22 protein-coding genes are annotated in these 19996 nt (G+C 63.5%); 11 read left to right on the top strand and 11 right to left on the bottom strand.

Translation table 11 applies throughout. The features are described from left to right. Positions 1-10 precede the first annotated feature (10 nt). Together menD and E3374_RS00325 are read right to left on the bottom strand one after the other, a co-directional pair. Positions 11-1774 carry a 2-succinyl-5-enolpyruvyl-6-hydroxy-3-cyclohexene-1-carboxylic-acid synthase gene (gene menD / locus E3374_RS00330; protein WP_136686582.1) on the bottom strand — a complete coding sequence of 588 codons (1764 nt, stop codon included), beginning with the start codon at positions 1772-1774 and terminating at the stop codon, positions 11-13. Beyond that, positions 1771-3126 (bottom strand): isochorismate synthase, encoded by a 1356-nt coding sequence (locus tag E3374_RS00325; protein ID WP_136686581.1) that lies wholly within the window; start codon positions 3124-3126, stop codon positions 1771-1773. The genes menD and E3374_RS00325 overlap by 4 nt, the downstream gene beginning before the upstream one ends. Positions 3127-3349: 223 nt before the next feature. Here E3374_RS00325 and E3374_RS00320 point away from each other — a divergent pair, with 223 nt between their 5' ends. Next, entirely contained in the window at positions 3350-3565 is a 216-nt protein-coding gene (locus tag E3374_RS00320) for a DUF7120 family protein (protein WP_136686580.1), read from the top strand. Between the two features lie 198 nt (positions 3566-3763). Further along, positions 3764-4042 carry a UPF0058 family protein gene (locus tag E3374_RS00315; RefSeq protein ID WP_136686579.1) on the top strand — a complete coding sequence of 93 codons (279 nt, stop codon included), beginning with the start codon at positions 3764-3766 and terminating at the stop codon, positions 4040-4042. A 17-nt stretch (positions 4043-4059) separates the two neighbouring features. On the opposite strand, the gene E3374_RS00310 is transcribed toward E3374_RS00315, so the two are convergent. Continuing rightward, the gene (locus E3374_RS00310) at positions 4060-4863 is read right to left on the bottom strand and encodes an enoyl-CoA hydratase/isomerase family protein (protein WP_136686578.1); all 804 of its coding nucleotides are present in this window, start codon (positions 4861-4863) and stop codon (positions 4060-4062) included. 177 nt (positions 4864-5040) lie between these two features. Between E3374_RS00310 and E3374_RS00305 the strand changes: the two genes are divergently transcribed. From E3374_RS00305 to E3374_RS00290, 4 genes are all read left to right on the top strand, one after another. Continuing rightward, positions 5041-6450 carry a cryptochrome/photolyase family protein gene (locus E3374_RS00305; RefSeq protein ID WP_136686577.1) on the top strand — a complete coding sequence of 470 codons (1410 nt, stop codon included), beginning with the start codon at positions 5041-5043 and terminating at the stop codon, positions 6448-6450. Positions 6451-6670: 220 nt separating this feature from the next. Further along, complete coding sequence (gene sod, locus E3374_RS00300; RefSeq protein ID WP_136686576.1) at positions 6671-7282, top strand: superoxide dismutase; 612 nt, start codon at positions 6671-6673, stop codon at positions 7280-7282. 156 nt (positions 7283-7438) lie between these two features. Further along, positions 7439-7711: a DUF5827 family protein gene (locus tag E3374_RS00295; RefSeq protein WP_136686575.1), complete on the top strand. Its 273-nt coding sequence runs from the start codon at positions 7439-7441 to the stop codon at positions 7709-7711. Continuing rightward, positions 7708-8511, top strand: a complete 804-nt coding sequence (locus E3374_RS00290) for an ATPase (protein WP_136686574.1) — start codon at positions 7708-7710, stop codon at positions 8509-8511. Before E3374_RS00295 ends, E3374_RS00290 begins: the two co-directional genes overlap by 4 nt. Positions 8512-8566: 55 nt before the next feature. Here E3374_RS00290 and E3374_RS00285 read toward each other — a convergent pair whose 3' ends face one another. Continuing rightward, complete coding sequence (locus E3374_RS00285) at positions 8567-9145, bottom strand: MBL fold metallo-hydrolase (RefSeq protein ID WP_136686573.1); 579 nt, start codon at positions 9143-9145, stop codon at positions 8567-8569. Between the two features lie 138 nt (positions 9146-9283). Here E3374_RS00285 and E3374_RS00280 point away from each other — a divergent pair, with 138 nt between their 5' ends. Both E3374_RS00280 and E3374_RS00275 read left to right on the top strand, forming a co-directional pair. Continuing rightward, on the top strand, positions 9284-9868 hold the full coding sequence (locus tag E3374_RS00280; protein ID WP_136686572.1) for a response regulator: 585 nt from the start codon (positions 9284-9286) through the stop codon (positions 9866-9868). Further along, the gene (locus tag E3374_RS00275) at positions 9852-10535 is read left to right on the top strand and encodes a DUF7504 family protein (protein ID WP_449405152.1); all 684 of its coding nucleotides are present in this window, start codon (positions 9852-9854) and stop codon (positions 10533-10535) included. Before E3374_RS00280 ends, E3374_RS00275 begins: the two co-directional genes overlap by 17 nt. Positions 10536-10553: 18 nt before the next feature. Here E3374_RS00275 and E3374_RS00270 read toward each other — a convergent pair whose 3' ends face one another. Continuing rightward, complete coding sequence (locus tag E3374_RS00270; RefSeq protein WP_136686571.1) at positions 10554-10988, bottom strand: DUF5788 family protein; 435 nt, start codon at positions 10986-10988, stop codon at positions 10554-10556. 87 nt (positions 10989-11075) lie between these two features. Continuing rightward, positions 11076-13643 carry a DNA mismatch repair protein MutS gene (gene mutS / locus E3374_RS00265; RefSeq protein WP_136686570.1) on the bottom strand — a complete coding sequence of 856 codons (2568 nt, stop codon included), beginning with the start codon at positions 13641-13643 and terminating at the stop codon, positions 11076-11078. A 130-nt stretch (positions 13644-13773) separates the two neighbouring features. Here mutS and E3374_RS00260 point away from each other — a divergent pair, with 130 nt between their 5' ends. Next, entirely contained in the window at positions 13774-14130 is a 357-nt protein-coding gene (locus tag E3374_RS00260; protein ID WP_136686569.1) for a thioredoxin family protein, read from the top strand. A gap of 30 nt (positions 14131-14160) precedes the next feature. Here E3374_RS00260 and E3374_RS00255 read toward each other — a convergent pair whose 3' ends face one another. From E3374_RS00255 to E3374_RS16965, 4 genes are read right to left on the bottom strand one after another with little or no spacing between them, the layout of a single operon-like run. Further along, positions 14161-14358, bottom strand: coding sequence for a hypothetical protein (locus E3374_RS00255; protein ID WP_136686568.1), 198 nt, complete (start codon positions 14356-14358; stop codon positions 14161-14163). A 25-nt stretch (positions 14359-14383) separates the two neighbouring features. Beyond that, positions 14384-15088, bottom strand: coding sequence for a DUF7530 family protein (locus E3374_RS00250; protein ID WP_345890569.1), 705 nt, complete (start codon positions 15086-15088; stop codon positions 14384-14386). A gap of 26 nt (positions 15089-15114) precedes the next feature. Then, complete coding sequence (locus E3374_RS00245) at positions 15115-16005, bottom strand: NAD(P)H-binding protein (RefSeq protein WP_136686566.1); 891 nt, start codon at positions 16003-16005, stop codon at positions 15115-15117. Between the two features lie 47 nt (positions 16006-16052). Next, on the bottom strand, positions 16053-16229 hold the full coding sequence (locus E3374_RS16965; protein WP_169051741.1) for a hypothetical protein: 177 nt from the start codon (positions 16227-16229) through the stop codon (positions 16053-16055). Between the two features lie 147 nt (positions 16230-16376). Here E3374_RS16965 and E3374_RS00240 point away from each other — a divergent pair, with 147 nt between their 5' ends. Beyond that, positions 16377-17333: an L-lactate dehydrogenase gene (locus E3374_RS00240; RefSeq protein WP_136686565.1), complete on the top strand. Its 957-nt coding sequence runs from the start codon at positions 16377-16379 to the stop codon at positions 17331-17333. Between the two features lie 91 nt (positions 17334-17424). Beyond that, positions 17425-18732, top strand: a complete 1308-nt coding sequence (locus tag E3374_RS00235; protein WP_248299351.1) for a hemolysin family protein — start codon at positions 17425-17427, stop codon at positions 18730-18732. Positions 18733-18793: 61 nt separating this feature from the next. Here the strand turns inward: E3374_RS00235 and amrS are convergent, their stop codons facing one another. Continuing rightward, positions 18794-19834 carry an AmmeMemoRadiSam system radical SAM enzyme gene (gene amrS / locus E3374_RS00230; RefSeq protein WP_136686563.1) on the bottom strand — a complete coding sequence of 347 codons (1041 nt, stop codon included), beginning with the start codon at positions 19832-19834 and terminating at the stop codon, positions 18794-18796. Positions 19835-19996: the final 162 nt, after the last annotated feature.

Genomic DNA, 19996 nt, shown 5'->3' with positions numbered 1-19996 from the left:
TCTCGCCCGATCACCGGGGACCGTACTCGCGAACGCGTTCGTGGAGTCCCTCGCGACGGCGATGGCTCTCGGTCGCGTCCGTTCGGACCTCGAGAATCTGAGTGCCGTCGCTTTCGAGTGACTCGGCGTACAGTGACCGGAACACGTCGGGAGATTGTATACGGACGAACTCGGCCCCATAGAGGTCCCCAACGGAGGAGAAATCCAGCCCGTGGGGCGTCTCGAAGTAGCCCGTGAACGGCGGGTCGAAGTCCTCGATCGGCAGTTTGTGGAAGATTCCGCCGCCGTCGTTGTTGAGCAGGACGATCGTCGCGTCGACGTCACAGCGATCCAGCGCGAGCAGTCCGTTCATGTCGTGGTAGAACGCCAGGTCGCCGATCGCGAGGACCAGCGGCCCGTCCCCGACAGCCCCCAGAGCAGTACTGATGACGCCGTCGATACCACTGACGCCCCGGTTGCCGAGTACTTGAAGGTCACTCGATCGGGGACGCCCGAACCGGTCCAGATCGCGGACGGGCATGCTGTTCGAGACGACGAGAGTCCCCGCTGGCGGCATCTCCGCGGCGACCGTCGAGAGGATCGTCCCTTCGAAATCTTCGGGATGGGATTCGAACTCGCGTTCGATCAGCGACCAGTAGGCCGACTCGGCGTCTTCGAACCGCTCGCGCCACGCGTCGTTCCCGTCGTGATCCACCAGGTCAGACAGTCGACGGGCGAGTCGGGTCGGGTGGGCCACGAGGAGATCACTCGCGGTGAACTCAGCCTCTCTCCACTCTCCCGCCGGATCGACGACGAACTGCCTCGCGTCGGCGTCCCGAAGATAGTGTCGCGTGACCTTCGAAGTCGGCGATGCACCGAACCGGAGGACGACGTCGGGATCGGGCCACCTCCACGCGTCGGCTGCGTCGAGATACGAGTCGTATCCGCCACAGACCACCACTTCGCCCGGGTCGTGTCCGAATCGATGTCCCGAGAGTGGATCGGCCAGGACCGGGAACCCAGTCGCCCGCGCCAGCGCCGCCAGGGCGTCCCGAGCGGGCGTTGGATGGTTCGCCGGACCGGTGACGATCAATCCCCGCTCGGCGTCATCGAGTGTCGAGGCAACGCGTGATAGCTCGTCCCCCGATAACTCCGGACGCCCCTGATCGACTCGGACGAACGGTCCGTCGCGACCGTTCACGGCCAGGGGTGCCCGTTCAGCAAGGTCCGTCGGCACGTCGCCCTCGACCGGCGTCGGTTCCAGGGGTTTCCTGAACGGAACGTTGAGGTGGACCGGTCCCGGCGGCGTGCCCCTGGTAGTCCCAACGGCACGCGAGGCAGTCACGCGGAGCGAACGTAGCGCCCGCGGTCGCGGTGCTGGCTCCGGGAGCGTCCGGTAGCGACGGACCGCATCGCCGTAGAGATCCTCCTGGCCCATTGTCTGGTTTGCGCCGCTATCGTGGAGTTCCGGCGGTCGGTCGGCGGTGAGGACGATCAGCGGGACGCGCGCGGCGTCGGCTTCGAGGATAGCCGGGTGGAGGTTCGCCGTCGCGGTTCCGGATGTCGTGACGACGGCCGTTGGTTCACCCGTCCGCTTGCTTCGACCTAGCGCGAAGAATCCGGCGGAGCGTTCGTCCAACAGTGACAGCGCCTCGACGTCCTCGTGGTCGGCGAAAGCGACCGTCAGCGGCGTCGAGCGACTGCCCGGTGCCAGAACCACAGTCCGGACGCCGGCGGCGGCCAGTTCGTCGACCAGTGTTTCCGCCCAGAGTGTGTTCCGGTTGGGTGCTGTCATCGTAGGGCGTCGAGGATCGGTCGGTACTTCAACTGTATCTCGTCCCACTCAGCGTCGGGGTCGCTGTCGGCGACGATACCGGCGCCGGCGAACAACGTCGCCGTGCGATCTCGGGCCAGCGCCGACCGGATGCCTACGGCGAAACTCCCGTCACCTGCCGGGTCGAACCAGCCGATCGGCGCGGCGTACCAGCCGCGGTCGAACGCCTCGGCCTCACGGATCGCTGACAGCGCCGCGTCCGGCGGCAAGCCACCGACCGCCGGCGTCGGATGTAACGCAGCGACCAGCGACAGGACGTGAACGCCCTCCGCGAGCGTCGCTCGGAGTGGCGTCTGCAGGTGCTGGACGGTCGCGAGCTTCCTGATCGCTCGATCGCCGGTCTCGACCGTCTCAGCGACGGTTTCGAGCTGGTCGCGGATCGCCTCGACCACGAGGGCGTGTTCGTGGCGATCCTTCTTGCTCGAGCGCAGCTGCTCGGCGAGCCACGCATCTTCGGCTTCCGTCTCGCCACGACCCGTCGACCCCGCGAGTGCCGTGGTTTCGACGGTCGGTCCACGACGCGTGACGAGTCGTTCGGGCGTCGCCCCGAAGAACACTCCGGCGCCCGGTTTCTCGGGCTGGAAGGCGAACCGGACGCAGTCGGGATAGGTCGCGCCGAGGCGATCGATCACGGCCGGTAACGACAGGCTCTCCTGTAGGTCCACAGACTGCGCGCCCGCGAGTACGACCTTTCGCAACTCGCCCTCTTCGACGCGATCGATCGCCGCCTCGACCTGTGCGGTCCAGGCGTCGCGTTCGGGGAGTTGACGGCGACCGTCGATCCCCGGCGGGACCCTCTCGGTATCGGTCCCGTCGTCCAGCCTGGGTTGCCACCGTTCGAGCATCCGTTCGGCCTCGCTCTCGGCGTTCGGTCCAACGGCACTCGCGGTGAGCCACCGCTCCCCGTCGCGTTCGATCAGACTCACTGCCGGCAGGACAAACCACGCGTCCGGGAACCCGGTCCAGTCTGGCTCCTCGTGTCGGTCGGTCGTCCCCCCGTGGAAGGCGAACCCGCCGAACAGTCGTGGCCGTGCGAAAGCCGGCAACTCGGCGGGTACCTCGCGGTCGGCGAACAGCGCCGCCGCGCGACGACGGACCGCTTCGAACCGACCGCGTCCGTCGGCAGTGATCGTTCCCGCGGCGCCCAGCGCCTCGAGACGCTCCTGTGGTCCCTGCCAGACGATCGACGGTCGCTCGGCCCCCTTTCCGGCGAGGACGGGGAGCGACGATCCGTCGGCGACGGGCACCCCGCGAACGACGAGTGACCCACCGTCGTCATCCGACTCGACCAGGTCGGCGCGCGCTGACTCCATCTCGCTGCACTTGGGCCACGATCCATTAAGGGCTGACGATAGCCCGACTTTTCGGGTTTAGATATCTCCAGAGAGTGCAAAACATGCCGAAAGATCCCAAAAGATGAAGGAACTGGAGTGAAATACCGAAAGAAAGTTGACGTAACGGGAAGTATTCGTATCACGTCTGGTATTTTCCCCGTCAAGCTTAAATACCCCTCCCGATAACCCCTCGAACGACCCGATGGCGAAAGTAGAGATCACGGTCCCGGAACATCTCGAGATGCAGATCGCGCAACTGGTCGAGGAAGGCGAGTTCCTGAACCGCGAGGATGCGATCGAAGACCTCCTCTCGACGGGATTGAAGGCCTACAAGACGAGTGGCCCGATCGACGACGAGGAGGAGCCAGGCTTCGAGGACGACGGCATGATGGGCCACGAGGACGAGTACGTGTTCTGATGCCGTCCCTCTGGTTGTTCGGCGTCGCGTGTCGAGCAGCCGCCGGCATGGGCTACGGTCGATTCACGCTCGGACTGTCGTGGATCTAGATACTCACACCGGCATCGATCGTTGAGGGCGATAACGGCCAGTGGAGGAAGTCTGGTAGCCGTCCACGGACAATACTTAAGCCGTACTCTCCACAATTCAGGGGTAGGAATGCACAAAGACGAACTTCTGGAGTTACACGAGCACATGGTCCAGATAAAAGACTACTTCCGCGAACAGGACAGCGTCGACGAGACGCTGTTCGATCCATACGAGGAGCTGGACGTTACGCCTGCGGACGTTCACATGTCCAAGAGCGAGCACAAACATGCCGTTTTCGTCCTGGGCAACGCGCTGGCCAACGCCATGAGCGAGGACGAGTTCTCCGACGCCGGCCGCGTTGGCAAGCGCATGAAGGAACTCGCCGAGGATGCAGAGAGCAAGCTTTGATCGCCCTCCTTTCGAACTCACTCTTTGTCGACAGTAGTGGGATCACGCCCGTGTTTCGATCCGCCGGCTTCGAGAAACGACCGGATGCGTTCGAGCTGTTGTTCTGTCCCGAGTAGCCGCCGCGTTGCCGCCCGTTCGGCAGCCATCGTCGCCGACAGCGAGAGTCCGTCGTTCTCGATCAAGAGCTGCTTCGTCTCGTTGTGGAGGGCGATCCCGTCAGTGACGATCGCGTCGACAAGCGACGCCACGCCCGCCGTGAACTCGGATGCGGGATAGGTGCGATCGAAGAGCCCCAATTTCGCCGCGCGGCCGGCTTCGAGGAGTTCGCCGGTGAACAACAGTTCTCTGGCGGCCGAGGGGCCGACGGCGCGCGGGAGGAGAGCCGACGTCCCGCCCCCTGGTGGCATGCCGATCCGGCCGAACCCGAAGCCGATTTTGGCTGTCTCGGCGGCCACCGCGAGGTCACAGGCCAGCACCAGCGTCCCGCCGATGCCGAAAGCCGGACCGTCGACTGCCGCAACTGTGGGAATCGGGAACCGATAGAGCCGCTCGATCAGGTCGTCGATCCCGGCAAGGCGATCCAGCAACGCCTCCCGTGTGAGTTCGCCGTGAGTGTGTTCGACGATCCCGACCAGGTCACCACCGGTACAGAACGTATCGCCCTCTCCCCGCAGGAGGAGACAGCGGGCGTCCGTGGCGGCCGTGAGCGCCTCGTCCAGTCCGTCGACGACCGCCGGTGTCAACGTGTTCCGTCGGTTCGGGTTGACGATGCTCACTGTTGCGATCCCGTCGGCGACCCGGTAGTGGACCGGTTCGGCCATGTCACCTCTCGAACGCGGTACGCGCATAAGGCTTGAGGTGGGGAACGCTCCGGGGTCACCGGTCTCGATGGCGGCCTACTGTATCTGGAGCAGGCTTGCGGTATCGAACGGGTTGGCTGTCACCGTCTGGCGTGATTCGAGCCGAGCATTGACGTGAATCGCGCCCGAGGAGTCCCCATGCGCATTCACTGGCACCGGCGTGATCTCCGACTCGCGGACAATCGGGCCCTCGTCGGTGACGGAATCGACGTGTCCGGACCAGTCGTCCCGGTGTTCGTCTTCGACCCGGCTATTCTCGAACACGCCAGTCCTCCGCGGATCGCGTTCGCCCTCGACGCACTCGCATCGCTTCGGGAGGCCTACCGCGATCGTGGGAGCGATCTCCTCGTCCGGCGTGGCGATCCGACCGACGTGTTGGTGACTATCGCGAAGCGCCACGATGCCGACGTAGTCACGTGGAACCGTGATTACTCTGGACTCTCCCGGGAACGTGACACGGCCGTTCGGCAAGCACTCGACGCTGCGGATATCGGGCGCGAAGCCGTCCACGACAGCGTTCTCCACGAGCCTGGTACGATCCGCACCAACGACGGCGATCCCTACCAGGTATTCACCTATTTCTGGCGAAAGTGGAAGGACCGGGAGAAGGCTGTGTCGGTCGACGCTCCCACGGAGAACGACCTGGCGTCGATCGAAGACGACATCGAGATCCCGGCGCTTGCTGACCTCGACGTTCCGGAGCCCGAAGCGACGATTCCCGAGGCGCGCCCTGCCGTCGCTCGGAACCTGCTCGACGACTTCTGTGCGGAGGACATCTACAGCTACGAGGAGCGTCGTGACTTTCCAGCTGATGGCTGTACGTCCCGGCTGTCGCCCCACCTGAAGTTCGGGACTATCGGCGTCCGGGAGGTCTACGACGCCACCGAGGCGGCTCAGGAAACAGCCCCGAACGAAGAGGCCCGCGAGTCCGTCGAAGAGTTCCAGTCACAACTGGCCTGGCGGGAGTTCTACGCGCAGGTGCTTTGGTTCAACCCCGAAGTCGTCTCGGAGAACTACAAGACCTACGAGAACGCCATCGAGTGGCAGGAGAACCCCCAAACACTGCAAGCCTGGAAAGACGGGATGACGGGGTATCCGATCGTCGATGCCGGCATGCGCCAGCTCCGTGAGGAGGCGTACATGCACAATCGCGTCCGGATGATCGTCGCTTCGTTCCTGACGAAGGATCTGCTGATCGACTGGCGTGAGGGGTACGACTGGTTCCGAGAGAAACTCGTCGATCACGACACCGCAAACGACAACGGCGGCTGGCAGTGGGCGGCCTCGACCGGGACCGACGCCCAGCCCTATTTCCGGATCTTCAACCCGATGACCCAGGGCGAGCGGTACGACCCTGACGCCGAGTACATCCGCGAATACGTCCCCGAACTCGCGGGCGTCCCGGCTGATATCGTCCACTCCTGGCACGAACTCGACCCCGACGCCCGCGAGATGCACGCGCCCGACTACCCGGCACCGATCGTCGATCACGGTGATCGACGCGAGCAGGCGCTTGCCACCTTCGAACGAGCGCGCGGTGAGGAGTAGCTGATTCCGTGGCGACGACTCGATGTGGATCGACAATCGTTGCAGTGTCCCGAACTTTCCTGCGAATGGATACACTTCTAGACAGTTCGCGGTCAGATCGCTGAGAGGTCCGTTTCGCCGGACAACGGAGTTCTCTCTGTCGGTCGCAGTCATTCGTTAACATCCCCCATCTAAAGCTTTAACAGGAGTCCGAACATCAGAAAAGCTGGAGGAATTTCACATGTCAGAGCGATCCGACCCCGAACTGCCGCCCTTGCCGTACGATTACGATGCCCTCGAACCACACATCTCGGAGCAGGTTCTCGAGTGGCACCACGACACCCACCATCAGGGCTACGTGAACGGCCTCGATGCGGCCGAGGAAACGCTCGCCGAGAACCGCGCATCGGGCGATCACAGCACCACTGGCGGCGCGCTGGGCAACGTCACCCACAACGGCTCCGGTCACTACCTGCACACGCTGTTCTGGGAGAACATGTCCCCGAACGGCGGCGGCGAGCCCGAGGGTGAGCTTCGCGAGCGGATCGAGGAGGACTTCGGGACCTACGACGCCTGGAAGGCCGAGTTCGAAGCCGCCGCGGGTGCTGCCGGCGGCTGGGCACTGTTGGTCTATGACCCCGTCGCAAAGCAGCTTCGGAACGTCGCTGTCGACAAGCACGACAACGGTGCGCTGTGGGGCTCTCACCCGATCATGGCCCTAGACGTCTGGGAACACTCCTACTACTACGACTACGGGCCGGACCGCGGCAGCTTTATCGACGCTTTCTTCGAGGTCGTCAACTGGGAGACAGTCGACGAAGAGTACCAGAAGTGTCTCGATCACTTCGAGTAACGCCGCCGAACCCTACCCTACCCTACACTATCTCACGCCGTTTTGTTCACGTCGGCCAGCCGTGTTTCCCGGCAGGCGTTCGGACGCACTCGATGGCGAGGATTCGGCCGTGACTGGAACGTGACCTTTAGGCCGTCGATCGACCTACTGAGATGTATGCCGCGCCCGAAAGCCGACTTCGACGACCTGCGACCGCTCGAGTTCCGCGAACCCACGGAGGTTCTGGATGCCGATCAGATGTACACGATTTACGAGCTCGCCCGCCTGCTACAGGGCGTCGACCCTGACGCCGAACTCGACGTCGAAACCGAGAACGTCCTGCTCGACTGGGCGATCCCGTGGATGCTCAAGTTCGCGGGATCGTTCGTCTTCGCCGAACCGGACGGCGACGATGAACCCGGGTATTACGGTCTCGCACCCGACGCATGAATCTGCTCGTGGCCGGTGCCGACCGTGTCGACGCCGGGAAGACCACCTTTTCCGTGGGCTTGCTCGAACACACCGGATCGGTCGGATTCAAACCGCGTGCCGGCAACGACTACTGGTTCGATCACGACGATTACCGGCGGGCGATCGAGGAGGGACTGCTCTACGGAAAGGACGCCAAGCGTCTGGCCGCGGCCAGTCCCGGCGATCGCCGGCCGGAGTCGTTGAACCCGATCCATCGTCTCTGGCGACCGAGTCCCGGCGGTGGACCCGGTCTGCTCGGGAAGACTGATCGGGAATTCCTTCTCGACCGCGTCGGCGGGGAGTACTTAGTCAACGGGACGGTCGAACTGCCGGGCACCCTCCGTGAAGGGCTTGCGCTCGGAGACGCCACCGTCGTCGAGTCGACCGCCGAACTCGATGCGGCCATGGAGCGACTGCACGTGCCCGCGCTCGGATCGATCGCCGAGGAGATCGACGCGACCGATCGGGCGGTCGTCGAGTCGTACGGGGACATCGCCCGCCCGCTGACGGGATTCGAGCCCGATGTGGTCGCCATCGTCGAACCGCGACGGGCGCGGATCTATCCGGGTGACCGCTACGCGAAAGCCTGTACCGTTGCCGCGGGGTCGGCAGCTGAGGGCCGCCTTGAGGAACGGGTACCTCCGGTCGTCGAGTTGCTGGAACCAACGGCGTCCGTCGAGTTGCCGGCGCTTAGTGCGGACGTTCGACGCGACCCGGGAGCCGTGGCGGACGCGTACGAACCGGCTTATGACGCGCTGTTAGCGACTGCGTTCGAGTAACAGTGTTGTCGGTGTTCGGTCGTCGCACTCGTGACGGCGTGACCCCGCTCACTGGCTACCCCATGCGGGCCGCCCGGGAGGCGAGTTCGATCGTCCCGTACGGGTCGACGGTCACACTCTTGCCGTGGCCGGCGTGTAGTTCCGAGAGGTCCTCTTCGACGGTGCGGAGCAGTCTGTCGATGCTTTCTACGAGCACCTGGCGGTCGCCTTCCTCGAGGTCGGTCCGTCCGAACCCGCCATTCTCGAAGATTAGGTCACCGGCGAACAGGATTCCTGGCTCCGCGGCGTACAGACAGACGTGGTCGTCCTTATGTCCGGGCGTGTGCAACACGGTGTAGGCGTCATCGCCCAGCGTGATCGTAGCCTCGTCTGTCAGTTCGTGGTCGACACCCGTTGTGTCCGGATCGAAGCCCCAGACATCGACTTCGAAGGCATCGGTCAGGGCTTCGAGATTCCCCACGTGATCCGGGTGGGTGTGCGTGAGAACCACGGCGTCGAGGTGATCGACGCGATCTCGAACCTTTCCGACGACGTCGAACCCGTTGCCGGCGTCGACGAGGACGGTTCGCTCCCCCGTGACGAGGAACACGTTGGACGTGAACCCACCCGTCTCAGCCGCGATATTTTCGATCATGTTGGGTCCTTGGAGTGGCTGCCTTTTCGTGTTGTCGTGTCGGGCCAAGGGTAGCCACGCGGACGGTCGACCCGTCGCGTCTTCCCCGGACCCACAGGGATATGTACCAGGAGGTAATTATCGTCAGGTAGATAGGCGATGTCAGATTCCGACCCCCCAGTCGTCCTCATCGTCGAAGACGAACCGGATGTCGCCGAGACGTACAATCTCTGGCTTCAGGACGAGTACGAGGTTCGCATGGCCGGGAACGGGAGCGAAGCGCTTGACCTGCTGGACGACGACGTCGATGTCGTGTTGCTCGATCGGATGATGCCCGGGCTCTCGGGCGACGAGGTACTCGAGCGGATCCGGAAAAGCGATAGCGACTGCCGGGTCGCGATGGTTACGGCCGTCGAACCGGACTTCGACATCCTTGAGATGGGTTTCGACTCGTATCTCACCAAGCCCATCCGAAGTCAGGAACTCCACGAAACGGTTTCGAACTTGCTCGAACGTTCGACTTACGACGACCTTCTCCAGCAGTATTACTCGTTGGTGGAGAAACAGGCGACGCTGGAGGCCACGAAGAACAGCGCCGAACTCGCAGAGAGCGACGAGTACGAACGACTCACCGAGCGCGTCGAGGAACTCAAAGGGGAACTCTCGGGGACGCTCGGTGGCGTCGAGAACGACGAGGACTTCATCGCCACGTTGCGGGAGTTGAGCAATGGCGACGAACACTGACCGATCCGGGACCATGTACGATCTCTCATCAGTACTCGACGTCGACGCCCTCGAATCCGTCCGACCGGGAACGAGCATCCTGATCTCCGGGCCGGCCATGACCGGTAAGCAGGGTCTAGTCTACGACATACTTGCAGACGGCGTCGCCGCCGGCGAGGGGACGGTTATTCTTTCGACCGGAGATCGGGCCGGCACTATCGTCGAGGAGTTCGACGAACACGTCGCCACCGATTCGTTCCCGCTCGCGGTCATCGACTGTGCCGGGGACGCCACGGCGAGTGATCCAGAAGACAGCGACGTCTTCGTCTATCACGCGTCCTCTCCCGGTGATCTGACTGGCATCGGCATCGGCATCACGGAAGCTCTCGAAACCCTCCACGACAGGGGCGTCCAACGGGGTCGCCTCTCACTGTCGTCGCTGTCGACGATGCTGACTTACACTGACCGCAAGACGGTTTTCAAGCTCTGTCACGTCCTGTCCTCGCGGCTGGACGCCGCCGACTACCTCGGCCTGTTCACGATCGACGCCAGCGCACACGACGAGCAGACGCTGCAGGTGATCAAACAGGCCTTCGACGGCATGATCGAGATCCGCGAACGCGAGGGGGTCAGGGAAGCACGCGTCCGCGGACTCACGTCCGAACCCAGCGAGTGGCTGGAACTGTAAGCCCGTCCAGTCGCTCTTTCAATCCAGAATGTTGTCGAGGAACGATACCCACCGCCGGTTGCTTTCGACTTCCTGCTGACGGGCGCTATCTGCGAGATCGGGCTCGTGGAGGTTTTGTAGCGCCGAGAGCGCACGGTCGATGCCGACGATGGACTGTGCGAGTTCCTCGGCGTGCGTCTCGGTCAATTCGGCCGACTCCAGGCACTGTTTCCGTTCTTTCCGCTCGGTGGTGAGTTTCGCCCGCACCTCCCGGACCCGGTCACGCAACTCCGGCGGCACACTCCCCTGACGCTTGGTCTCCCAGACGAACTCCTTCAAGTTCATCTCCGTCCCCTGGATCTCGACGGACTCCGGGAGGCGTTGGCCGACCGTGGCGCTCTTGCGCTGGACGCGCTCAAGTAACTCCTCGCGCCGTCGATCGCTGAGTGCTTCGTCGTCTCCGGTATCGTCCATATGCGGATTCGGCACTCCGGGGTCGCGTATCTTTTGATCTCGCCCACGATACTGATCCTCACGACAGCAATTACCCGACTCGCAACTCTACTCTACACGGCGCTGTAACGCCGCCAGCGCGTTCAACGCCTCGATCGGTGTCATTTCGGCGACGTTGAGCGAACGGAGTTCCTCGGCGAGTTCCTCGTCCGGGCCGTCACCACGTTCGCCCCCGGACCCCGACGACGTTGTCTCTGGACGGCTTTCGTCACGATCGTCGAGCAATTCCCGCGAGCGTTCGACCACCGGCTCGGGTACGCCGGCGACCCCGGCCACCTCGACGCCGTAGGACGCGGCGGCCGCGCCGGGCGCGATCTCGTAGGGGAACGAGACGTCACCGCCCTCGCGTTCGGTCCGGAAGTGGCGGTTCACCGCGTTCTCCAGCCCCGCCGCCTCGTCGGTCAGTTCGTGATGATGAGTGGCAAACAGCGTCGTCGCGCCGATCTCGTCGTGAACGAACTCCGTGACGGCACGGGCGATCGCCAGGCCGTCGGTCGTGCTCGTCCCGCGGCCGACCTCGTCGAGCAACACGAGCGACTCGTCGGTCGCGCTCTCTAAGATCGTCGCGAGTTCGCTCATTTCCACCAGGAACGTCGAACGCCCGCCGGCGATGTCGTCGCTGGCCCCGACGCGGGTGAACACGCGGTCGACAATCTCCAGATCGGCAGATTCCCCAGGCACGAAACTCCCGGCCTGGGCAAGGATTGCGATCAGGGCGACCTGGCGCATGTACGTCGACTTCCCGCTCATGTTCGGCCCCGTGATCACCGCGAGGAAGGCTTCCTCGTCGAGGTGTGTGTCGTTGGGGACGAACGCGTTTTCAGTCCGCTCGACGACCGGATGACGACCGCCCTCGACGTGGATCCCGTCGTCGAAGGTAGGGCGGCAGTAGTCCCGTTCGGCCGCGACTGTCCCAAACCCAACCAGGACGTCCAGCGTCGCCACGGCGTCGGCGACTGCCTGGACGTGCTCGGATTCGGCGGCGACCTGATCGCGTACCTCGACGAACAGGTCGTACTCCAGATCGTCAGCCCGTCCCTCCGCGCGGAGAATCTCGTCCTCGCGATCCTTGAGCTCCGGCGTGTAGTACCGCTCTGCGTTCTTCAACGTCTGTCTGCGCTGATAGTCCTGGGGTACCCGGTCGAGATTCGCGTCGGTCACTTCGATGTAGTAGCCGTGGACGGCGTTGTGTCCGACTTTCAGCGAGTCGATACCGGTCCGTTCGCGCTCGCTCTCCTCCAGATCGGCGATCCACTCTTTGCCCTCCCGTTCGGTCGCGCGCAATTCGTCCAGTCGGTCGTCGTATCCCTCCCTGACGATCCCGCCCTCGGTGATCTCAGTCGGCGGATCGACCGCGATCGCATCGTCAATCAGCCCACGGACGTCGTCCATCTCGTCGAGACGATCGTGGAGATCGGCGAGCAACGCGGTGTCCGCCCCAGCCAGTTCCGCCTTGATCTCCGGGATCACGTCGAGGGTGTCTTTCAGGGAGCGGAGATCCCGTGCGTCCGCCCGAGATCGGGAGACACGGGAGATGAGTCGTTCCAGATCATAGACGTCCGCCAGCAGCGCGTGGAGTCGCTCGCGGGTTTGCAGATCCGAGACGAGTTCCCCGACGGCCGCGTGTCGTGCTTCGATCCGATCTCGATCGATCAGCGGCCGGCGGAGCCACTCGGTCAACCGTCTGCGACCGAGGGCACACGCCGTCTCGTCGATCACGTCCAGGAGCGTCAGGTCCGCGCCGCCGGTGACGCTCCGGCGCTCGAAGATCTCCAGGCTCTCTATGGCGACCGCGTCGAGAACCATGTACTCCCGGGGATCATATCGCGTGAGGTGATTGAGGTAGTTCAGTCGCCCATCCTCCCCGCCGCGGGCGTACTCGGCGTAGGACAGCAAGGCGCCACAGGCTCGGATCTCGGCGGCGGTCCCAAGCAGCCGGTCAGGGACGCTGAAGTACTCGCTGACTCGCTGGCGTGCCTGCCCGTGATGGAAGTATCCCGGATCGACGGGACTGACCGTACAGTCGGCCCCGAACAGATCCGGCGCGTCCGGACCGACGATCCCCTCTGCAGGGGCGAAGCGGCCGAGTTCGTCCCGGACTGTCTCCCGATCATCGGTGCTGGTCGCGTAGAAATCGCCGGTCGAGATGTCGAGGACGGCGAGGCCGAGGCGCCCGTCTTCGGCGGCGAGCGCGGCGACGTAGTTGTTCTCGGCCCCGCCGAGCAGTTCGTCCTCAGTAAGTGTCCCCGGTGTGATGATCCGCGTGACCGCTCGCTCGACAACGCCGCTGACTTCGTCGGGATCCTCGATCTGATCGGCGATCGCCACTCGATAACCCGCGTCTAGCAACTTTTCGACGTAGGATTCGGCGTTGTCGATCGGAACGCCGGTCATCGCATACGTGCCGGTCGAGTCCTCGCGTTCGGTCAGCGTCACCTCACAGATCCTGGCGAGAACGTCGGCTGCTTCACAGAACGCCTTGTAGAAGTCACCGGACTGGAACAGAACGAGTGCGTCGTCGTAGCGCTCGGTCAACTCGACGTACTGGCTCAACATCGGGGTGAGATCCTCGCGCCGCTCGGCCATCTTCGCCGGCGGTCCCAGCGCCGCGTCCATGCCCGAACGAGTGCGGCCCGGCGGACAAATACCCGTTGGTCGCCGGCTCGGTGGCCGGTCATAACAGCCGGACTTGCATCTGTCGAACAATATCGAGTGGTCTTTCCCCTTCCAGTACCAACAGCTATCAATGACAGTCGCCACACGCTTCGACACTTCAGACCCGCCCGAACGCCCGGTTTCTCTCGACGACGCCGAGGACCTTGACGCGCTTGTCGAGACCTACGATACTGTCCTCGTCGAGTTCTATACAGAGGGGTGTAGCGTCTGTGCGTCGATGGAACCTGTCCTCGGGGTCGTCGCCCGGGAGAGCGATGCCGTGATCGCGACGGTCAACCCACGTGACGACCCGCCGCTGGTCGATCGTTTCGACGTGCGTAGCGTCCCGTTGTTGGTCGTGTTCCGTGACAGCGACCCCGTCGAACGCCTCGCCGACGGGTTCCAGTCCGCCGAGGACGTGATCGCGCTGATCGACAGAAATCGGTGACGCAGTCGGTATATCTCGGGGCGTCTCCCCTCAGCTATCGAGATCGTCCTGCATGAGTGCGTCGAGCAGTTCGTCGTGAACCTCGCCGTTCGAGGCGACGATCCCATTGCCCTCGGCGTCCAGCGATCGCCGGAGAGATCGGTCACTGTACCGCCGGCCCGTGCGACCATGTGAGCTCCAGCCACGGTATCCCAGGGATAGACACTCGTTACCTAAACGATCGATCAAGATGAAACCGTCATTACCGGAGCGTTCACGTTGCCCGGCGCAGGACGATGATCGACGCGCTGGAGACGGCTGACACCGCGACGACGTGTCCCACCAGCGCGACCACGAGCAACGGGTGCCCGCGGACGAACGGTACCAGGGCGAGTTGCGTCCAGGCGAAGCCGATCGTCACCACATCGAGGTGTTGCAGTTCCCGACGCGTCCCTGTGTCGATCGCCTCTGCCAGGGATAGGCTCCGCCACAGACCGATCAGGCTCGCCCACCACCCTGTTCCGATGCGGTAGCAGACGTCCCACAACACCAGCAACGTGAGGAATACGCCCGGCGCGGGGAGCGGGTCGCCGAGTACTCCGACCAGCAACGTTTCGCCGCCGTTCCGCTGGTCGATCACGAACAGGTAGGTCACCAGCGCGACGAACGACATCAGCCCGAGGACGATCTCGATTTTCGTCCCGAACAGCGCCTGGGTGTAACTCTCGGGGACATCCAGATCCCGGATGCGTCGGCCCAGTGTCAACAGGAACGCGCTGCCGGCCGACGCGACGGCGACTGCGGCCAGACCCGCTGGCAGACTGCCCCAGCGATCGTACCCGACCGCGAGTACGACTACACCCGTGCCGAAGGCCAGGAGTTGCACGAGGAGTGCCGCCGGTCGCGACAGCTCGATCCCGGGCAGGGCACCGGCGATACTCTCATACACCCATCGCTGGTTGCTCCGTGAACCTGTCACGTCCGGGCTGTCCGATCGACGGGCCGTCATTCGCCGGACTTGTCAGCGAACGCCCGCGCGACGGCGTCGTCAAAGGGCGTCTTCTCGATATCGATCACGTCGCCGATGCTGTCGTCAGTGACGACGACCGGGTTCTTCAGTCCGAGGATCAGCGGTCGGGAGATCGCCCGCGGGACGTCAGTGACGAACTCCACCCAGTACGAGGAGAGCCGCGGCGTCAGGACAGGTACCGGAACGATGTACCGTCGCTTGCCGAGGATAGCCGCCGTGCGTTCGAGCATGTCCCGGTAGGTCAGGATTTCGGGACCGCCGATCTCGTAGGTCTCCCCTGCCGTCTCCGGGTGATCGAGAACGCCGACGAGGTACGTTATCACGTCTCCGATGGCGATCGGCTGGCATTCCGTATGCAGCCATCGCGGGGCGATCATCACGGGAAGTCGGGCGACGAGTTGGCGTACCATCCGGAAGCTTGCGCTGCCCTCGCCGACGATGATCGCTGCCCGAAGGGTCGTGAGATCGGCTTCCCCGCTCGCCAGGACGGCCTCGACCTCCTGGCGCGAGCGGAGGTGTTCCGAGAGGTCATCGCCGGCTTCGCCGAGGCCGCCGAGATAGACGACGCGATCGATTCCCGCCGCGTCGGCGGCGTCGACGAAGTTCTCCGCAGCTCGGTGGTCGCGATCGGCGAACGACCCGCCGGTCTCTAAGGAGTGGACGAGATAGTAGGCTGCGTCGATACCGTCGGAGAACGAAAGCGAGTCCGCTTCGAGCAGGTCCCCTTCGACGACTTCGACGCCCGCTGGCGGATCGTACGTGCCCGCGTCGCGCGTCATCGCGACGACATCGTGACCCGCGTCCCGGAGCGCGGGGACGAGATAGCTGCCGACGAATCCGGTCGCTCCGGTGACCAGTACGCGCATATGACAGTTCGGAGCTGACAGGACATAAGTCGCCCGGCGCCCACCGGTCATTCCCGGCCGTGTTGCTTCTGGTGGGTGAGTCGTTCGGCGACGACCGGGGGAACACTCGTCTGACAGCGCCGGCACTTCCAGGACGGCCGGACCCTCCCGTCTTCCTTCGTGAGATCCTTCTCATTGTCCAATCGTGCCCCGCAGCCGTCACAGGTGTAGGTCGTTCGCGTCACGGGACGTCACTCGTCAGTGACTGCGTCCGCCAGACACTTCATGACTTCTCTGTCGCCGGAGCGATCTGTATTCCACGGTCCGCCCCGGGCCGTTGGCCTCCCTCCGAATCTTTATCCCTGCCTGTCAGTAAAACCGGAGCATAACCCATGCCAGAAACACCAATCAAGGGGAAGGTCGCGATCATCGGAGCAGGTGACGTCGGTGCCACCACGGCGTACGCGCTGATGATGAGCGGCTCGGTCTCGGAGATCGCTCTCGTCGACATCGACCACCAAAAGGCGGAAGGGGAAGCGATGGACCTGCGTCATGGTGCCGCATTCGTCAAGCCGGTCAACATCTATGCCGGCGATTACGAAGACGCTCACGACGCTGATGTCGTCATCATCGCGGCAGGCGCGAGTCAGAAGCCTGGCGAGACCCGTCTCGAACTGCTCGAACGCAATGTCGACATTTTCCACGACATGATTCCACAAGTTACGGAAGGACTCGCCGACGACGCTGTCGTCCTCGTCGTCGCGAATCCTGTCGACGTATTGTCCTATGTCACCTGGAAGGTCTCGGATCTCCCCTGGCATCGAGTGATCGGGACGGGTACGGTTCTGGACACCTCCCGGTTCCGCAACGTTCTCAGCAAGAACTGTGGCATCGACGCGCGAAACATCCACGCGTACGTCATCGGCGAACACGGCGACAGTGAGGTCCTCGTCTGGAGTGCGACCCACATGGCCGGCGTCCCGTTCGACGATTACTGTCCGGTCTGTGATCTGGATTGTGATCTGCAAAACCGGGAACTGATCGCCGAGGAAGTCCGCGGTGCCGCCTACGAGATCATCGAGCGCAAGGGCGCGACCTACTACGCGATCGGGCTTGCGACGACAGAGATTGTCGAGAGCATCATTCGCGACGAGAACTCGATCCTGACCGTCTCGACGCTTCTAGACGGCCAGTACGGCCTCGAGGATGTCTATCTGAGCCTTCCCGCCGTCGTCAACCGCGGCGGGATCCGACGGGTTGTCGATCTGGATCTCGACGATCGCGAACGCGAGCAGTTCGTCGAATCCGGCGAACTACTCAAAGAGGAGATCGCGAAGCTGGATATCTGATTGTCGAGCGGCCCCCGACCTTTTCAGGGCTGTTGTCCCATCTGTCCGTATGCATACGCCAGTCGTATCTTTGATACCTGACGGAGGGTTCGTGGCGGCTCTCGATATGTCTCGGGGGACGATCACGGGGATCGGGATTCTCGCGGTCGTGATCCTCGTGCTGTTCTCGGCCTTTTTTGCGTCCTCGGAGATCGCCATCTTCTCGCTGGCCGATCATCGTATCGCGACGCTCGTCGAGGACGGGGTTGCCGGCGCAAAGACGTTGTCCACGCTCAAATCCGACCCGCGTCGACTGCTGGTGACGATTCTCGTCGGGAACAACGTTGCGAATATCGGTATGTCGGCGATCACGACCGGACTGTTGGGACTATATTTCGATCCCGGCCAGTCGGTGTTGATCGCCACGTTTGGTGTCACGTCAATCGTATTGTTGTTCGGCGAGAGCGCACCCAAGTCCTACGGCGTCGAACACAGCGAGTCCTGGGCACTCCGGATCGCCCGCCCGCTACGATATACCCAACAACTCATGTACCCGCTGGTTGCGGTCTTCGACGTACTCACCGACGCCATCAACGGACTCATGGGGAACGAGAGGGACTTAGAGCGGGCGTACGTCACGCGCTCGGAGGTCCGGGAGGTGATCACAGCCGGCCAGCGGGCGGGCGTGTTCACCGAGGCCGAACACCGAATGCTCCAGCGCTTGCTCCGATTTCACAACCGGATCGTCAGGGAAACGATGGTTCGGCGCCCGGACGTTGTCGCTGTCGAGGTGGATACTGACATCGAGACGGCCATCGAAACGTGTCTGGAGAACGAACGCAACGAACTTCCAGTGTACGAGGGCGTCCTCGATACGGTTGTCGGGACGGTTCACGTTCGCGATCTGACCGAGGCGCGATTCCGGGGGGACGATCCGTCACTTCGGTCTGTGACTAGAGATCCATACGTCGTTCCGGAGACAAAGGATGTAGACGAGCTGCTGACCGAGTTGCGCGAGCAGCGCCGTCGAATGGCAGTCGTCGTCGACGAGTACGGGACGACGTCCGGGATTGTGACCATCGAAGACATCGTCGAGGAGATCATCGGAGAAGTCCTCGCAGAGCGGGAAGCCCCGCCGATCCGCTGGCTCGACGACGACACTGCGATCGTCCGAGGTGAACTCAACGTTCACGAGGCAAACGAGGCGCTCGGTACGAACTTTCCCGAAGACGGCACGTTCGAGACCATTGCCGGGTTGATCATGGATCAGACCGGCCGCCTGGTCGACGAAGGCGACCGTGCGACGTACGATGGTATCGACCTCACAGCCGAGACGATGGCGAACAACCGGCTACTCGAGGTCCGGGTCGATCTTTCTAGCGGCGGAAGAGACGACAGCAGGACAGCCAAAGAGGCGTGATGATCGCGGCCAGTCCGGGAACGCTGTGAGCGAACAGCGACCAGCGGAACACAAACCTCTCTCAGACAACGATGTCGATCTCGCGCCCGCAGTCACACGTCCCCTCGAGATCCACTTCGACGCTCGCCCGGAACCCGTCGCGCCTGATCCACGTTCTCCCGCAGTCCGGACACCGCGTGTCGTTGTCGGCGTGACCGGGGACGTTACCGACATAGACGAACTCGAGACCCACGTCGCGGGCGATCTCGGCGGCCCGTTCGAGCGTCTCGACGGGCGTCGCCGGACGGTCGCGCATCTTGTGATCGGGATGGAATCGGGTGAAGTGCACTGGTACCGAGGGGTCAAGATCCCCGGAGACCCACTCGGCGAACTCCCGAATCTCCTCGGGGTCGTCGTTGAGGTCGGGGATCGTGAGGTAGGTGATTTCGAGGTGGGTGTCCGTCTCCTGGAGGAGTTCGGCTCCGTGTCGCGTCGGCTCCAGGCGTCCACCCATGTACTTCACGTGGGGTTGCTCGCGAAAACCCTTGATGTCGACGTTGGCGGCGTCGAGATGTGGAGCTACCTCTGTGACGAACTCCTCGGTGAAGTAGCCGTTCGTGACGATTGCCGTGTAGCGTCCCGCTTCCTTTGCTCTACGGGCACCGTCCCGGACGTATTCAGCGTAGATCGTCGGCTCGTTGTACGTCCAGGCCACGCCTGCACAGTCCTGTCGGTCGGCACTCGTCGTAATCTCCTCCGGACTGACGTTTCTGAGCGGGACGTCCTCGGGTGCAGCGAACGCGATATGGTGGTTCTGGCAGCACTGACACGCAAAGTTGCACGAGGCCCCGCCGAAACTCAACACGCGCGTCGTCGGGTGAAAGTGATACAGTGGCTTCTTCTCGATCGGATCGGCCGTCCCGGGCGGACCGGGGGTCGGGTCGTGGACCGTCCCGTAGGTCAACAGTCGCAACTCCCCGTCGACGTTCTCGCGGACGTCACAGATCCCGCGTTGGCCGGGCGAAAGCGTACACCTGTGAGCACAGGCGGTACACTGCAACCCGTCGCCAGTCTCGACGACCAGATCGGCCGGGACACCCCTTTCGTCGCCGAACGTGGACATGTTTGATCGTTGGGTCCAGACGCTCAAAAGCTTGCTCCGCGAACTGCACGGCGACCGAGCGAAGGATCGGTCGATCCAGCGTCCCGGGAACTCTCGCTGCCGTTTTGTCGATGGCCCTCCGAGTTCTCTCGATGGGTCAGGTCGACCACACCCGCCTATCAG

It is taken from the genome of Halorhabdus amylolytica, from assembly GCF_004944975.1.
Lineage (GTDB): Archaea > Halobacteriota > Halobacteria > Halobacteriales > Haloarculaceae > Halorhabdus > Halorhabdus amylolytica.
The sequence above is the reverse complement of the archived record's forward strand: the minus strand, read 5'-3'. Positions and strand labels throughout refer to the sequence as shown.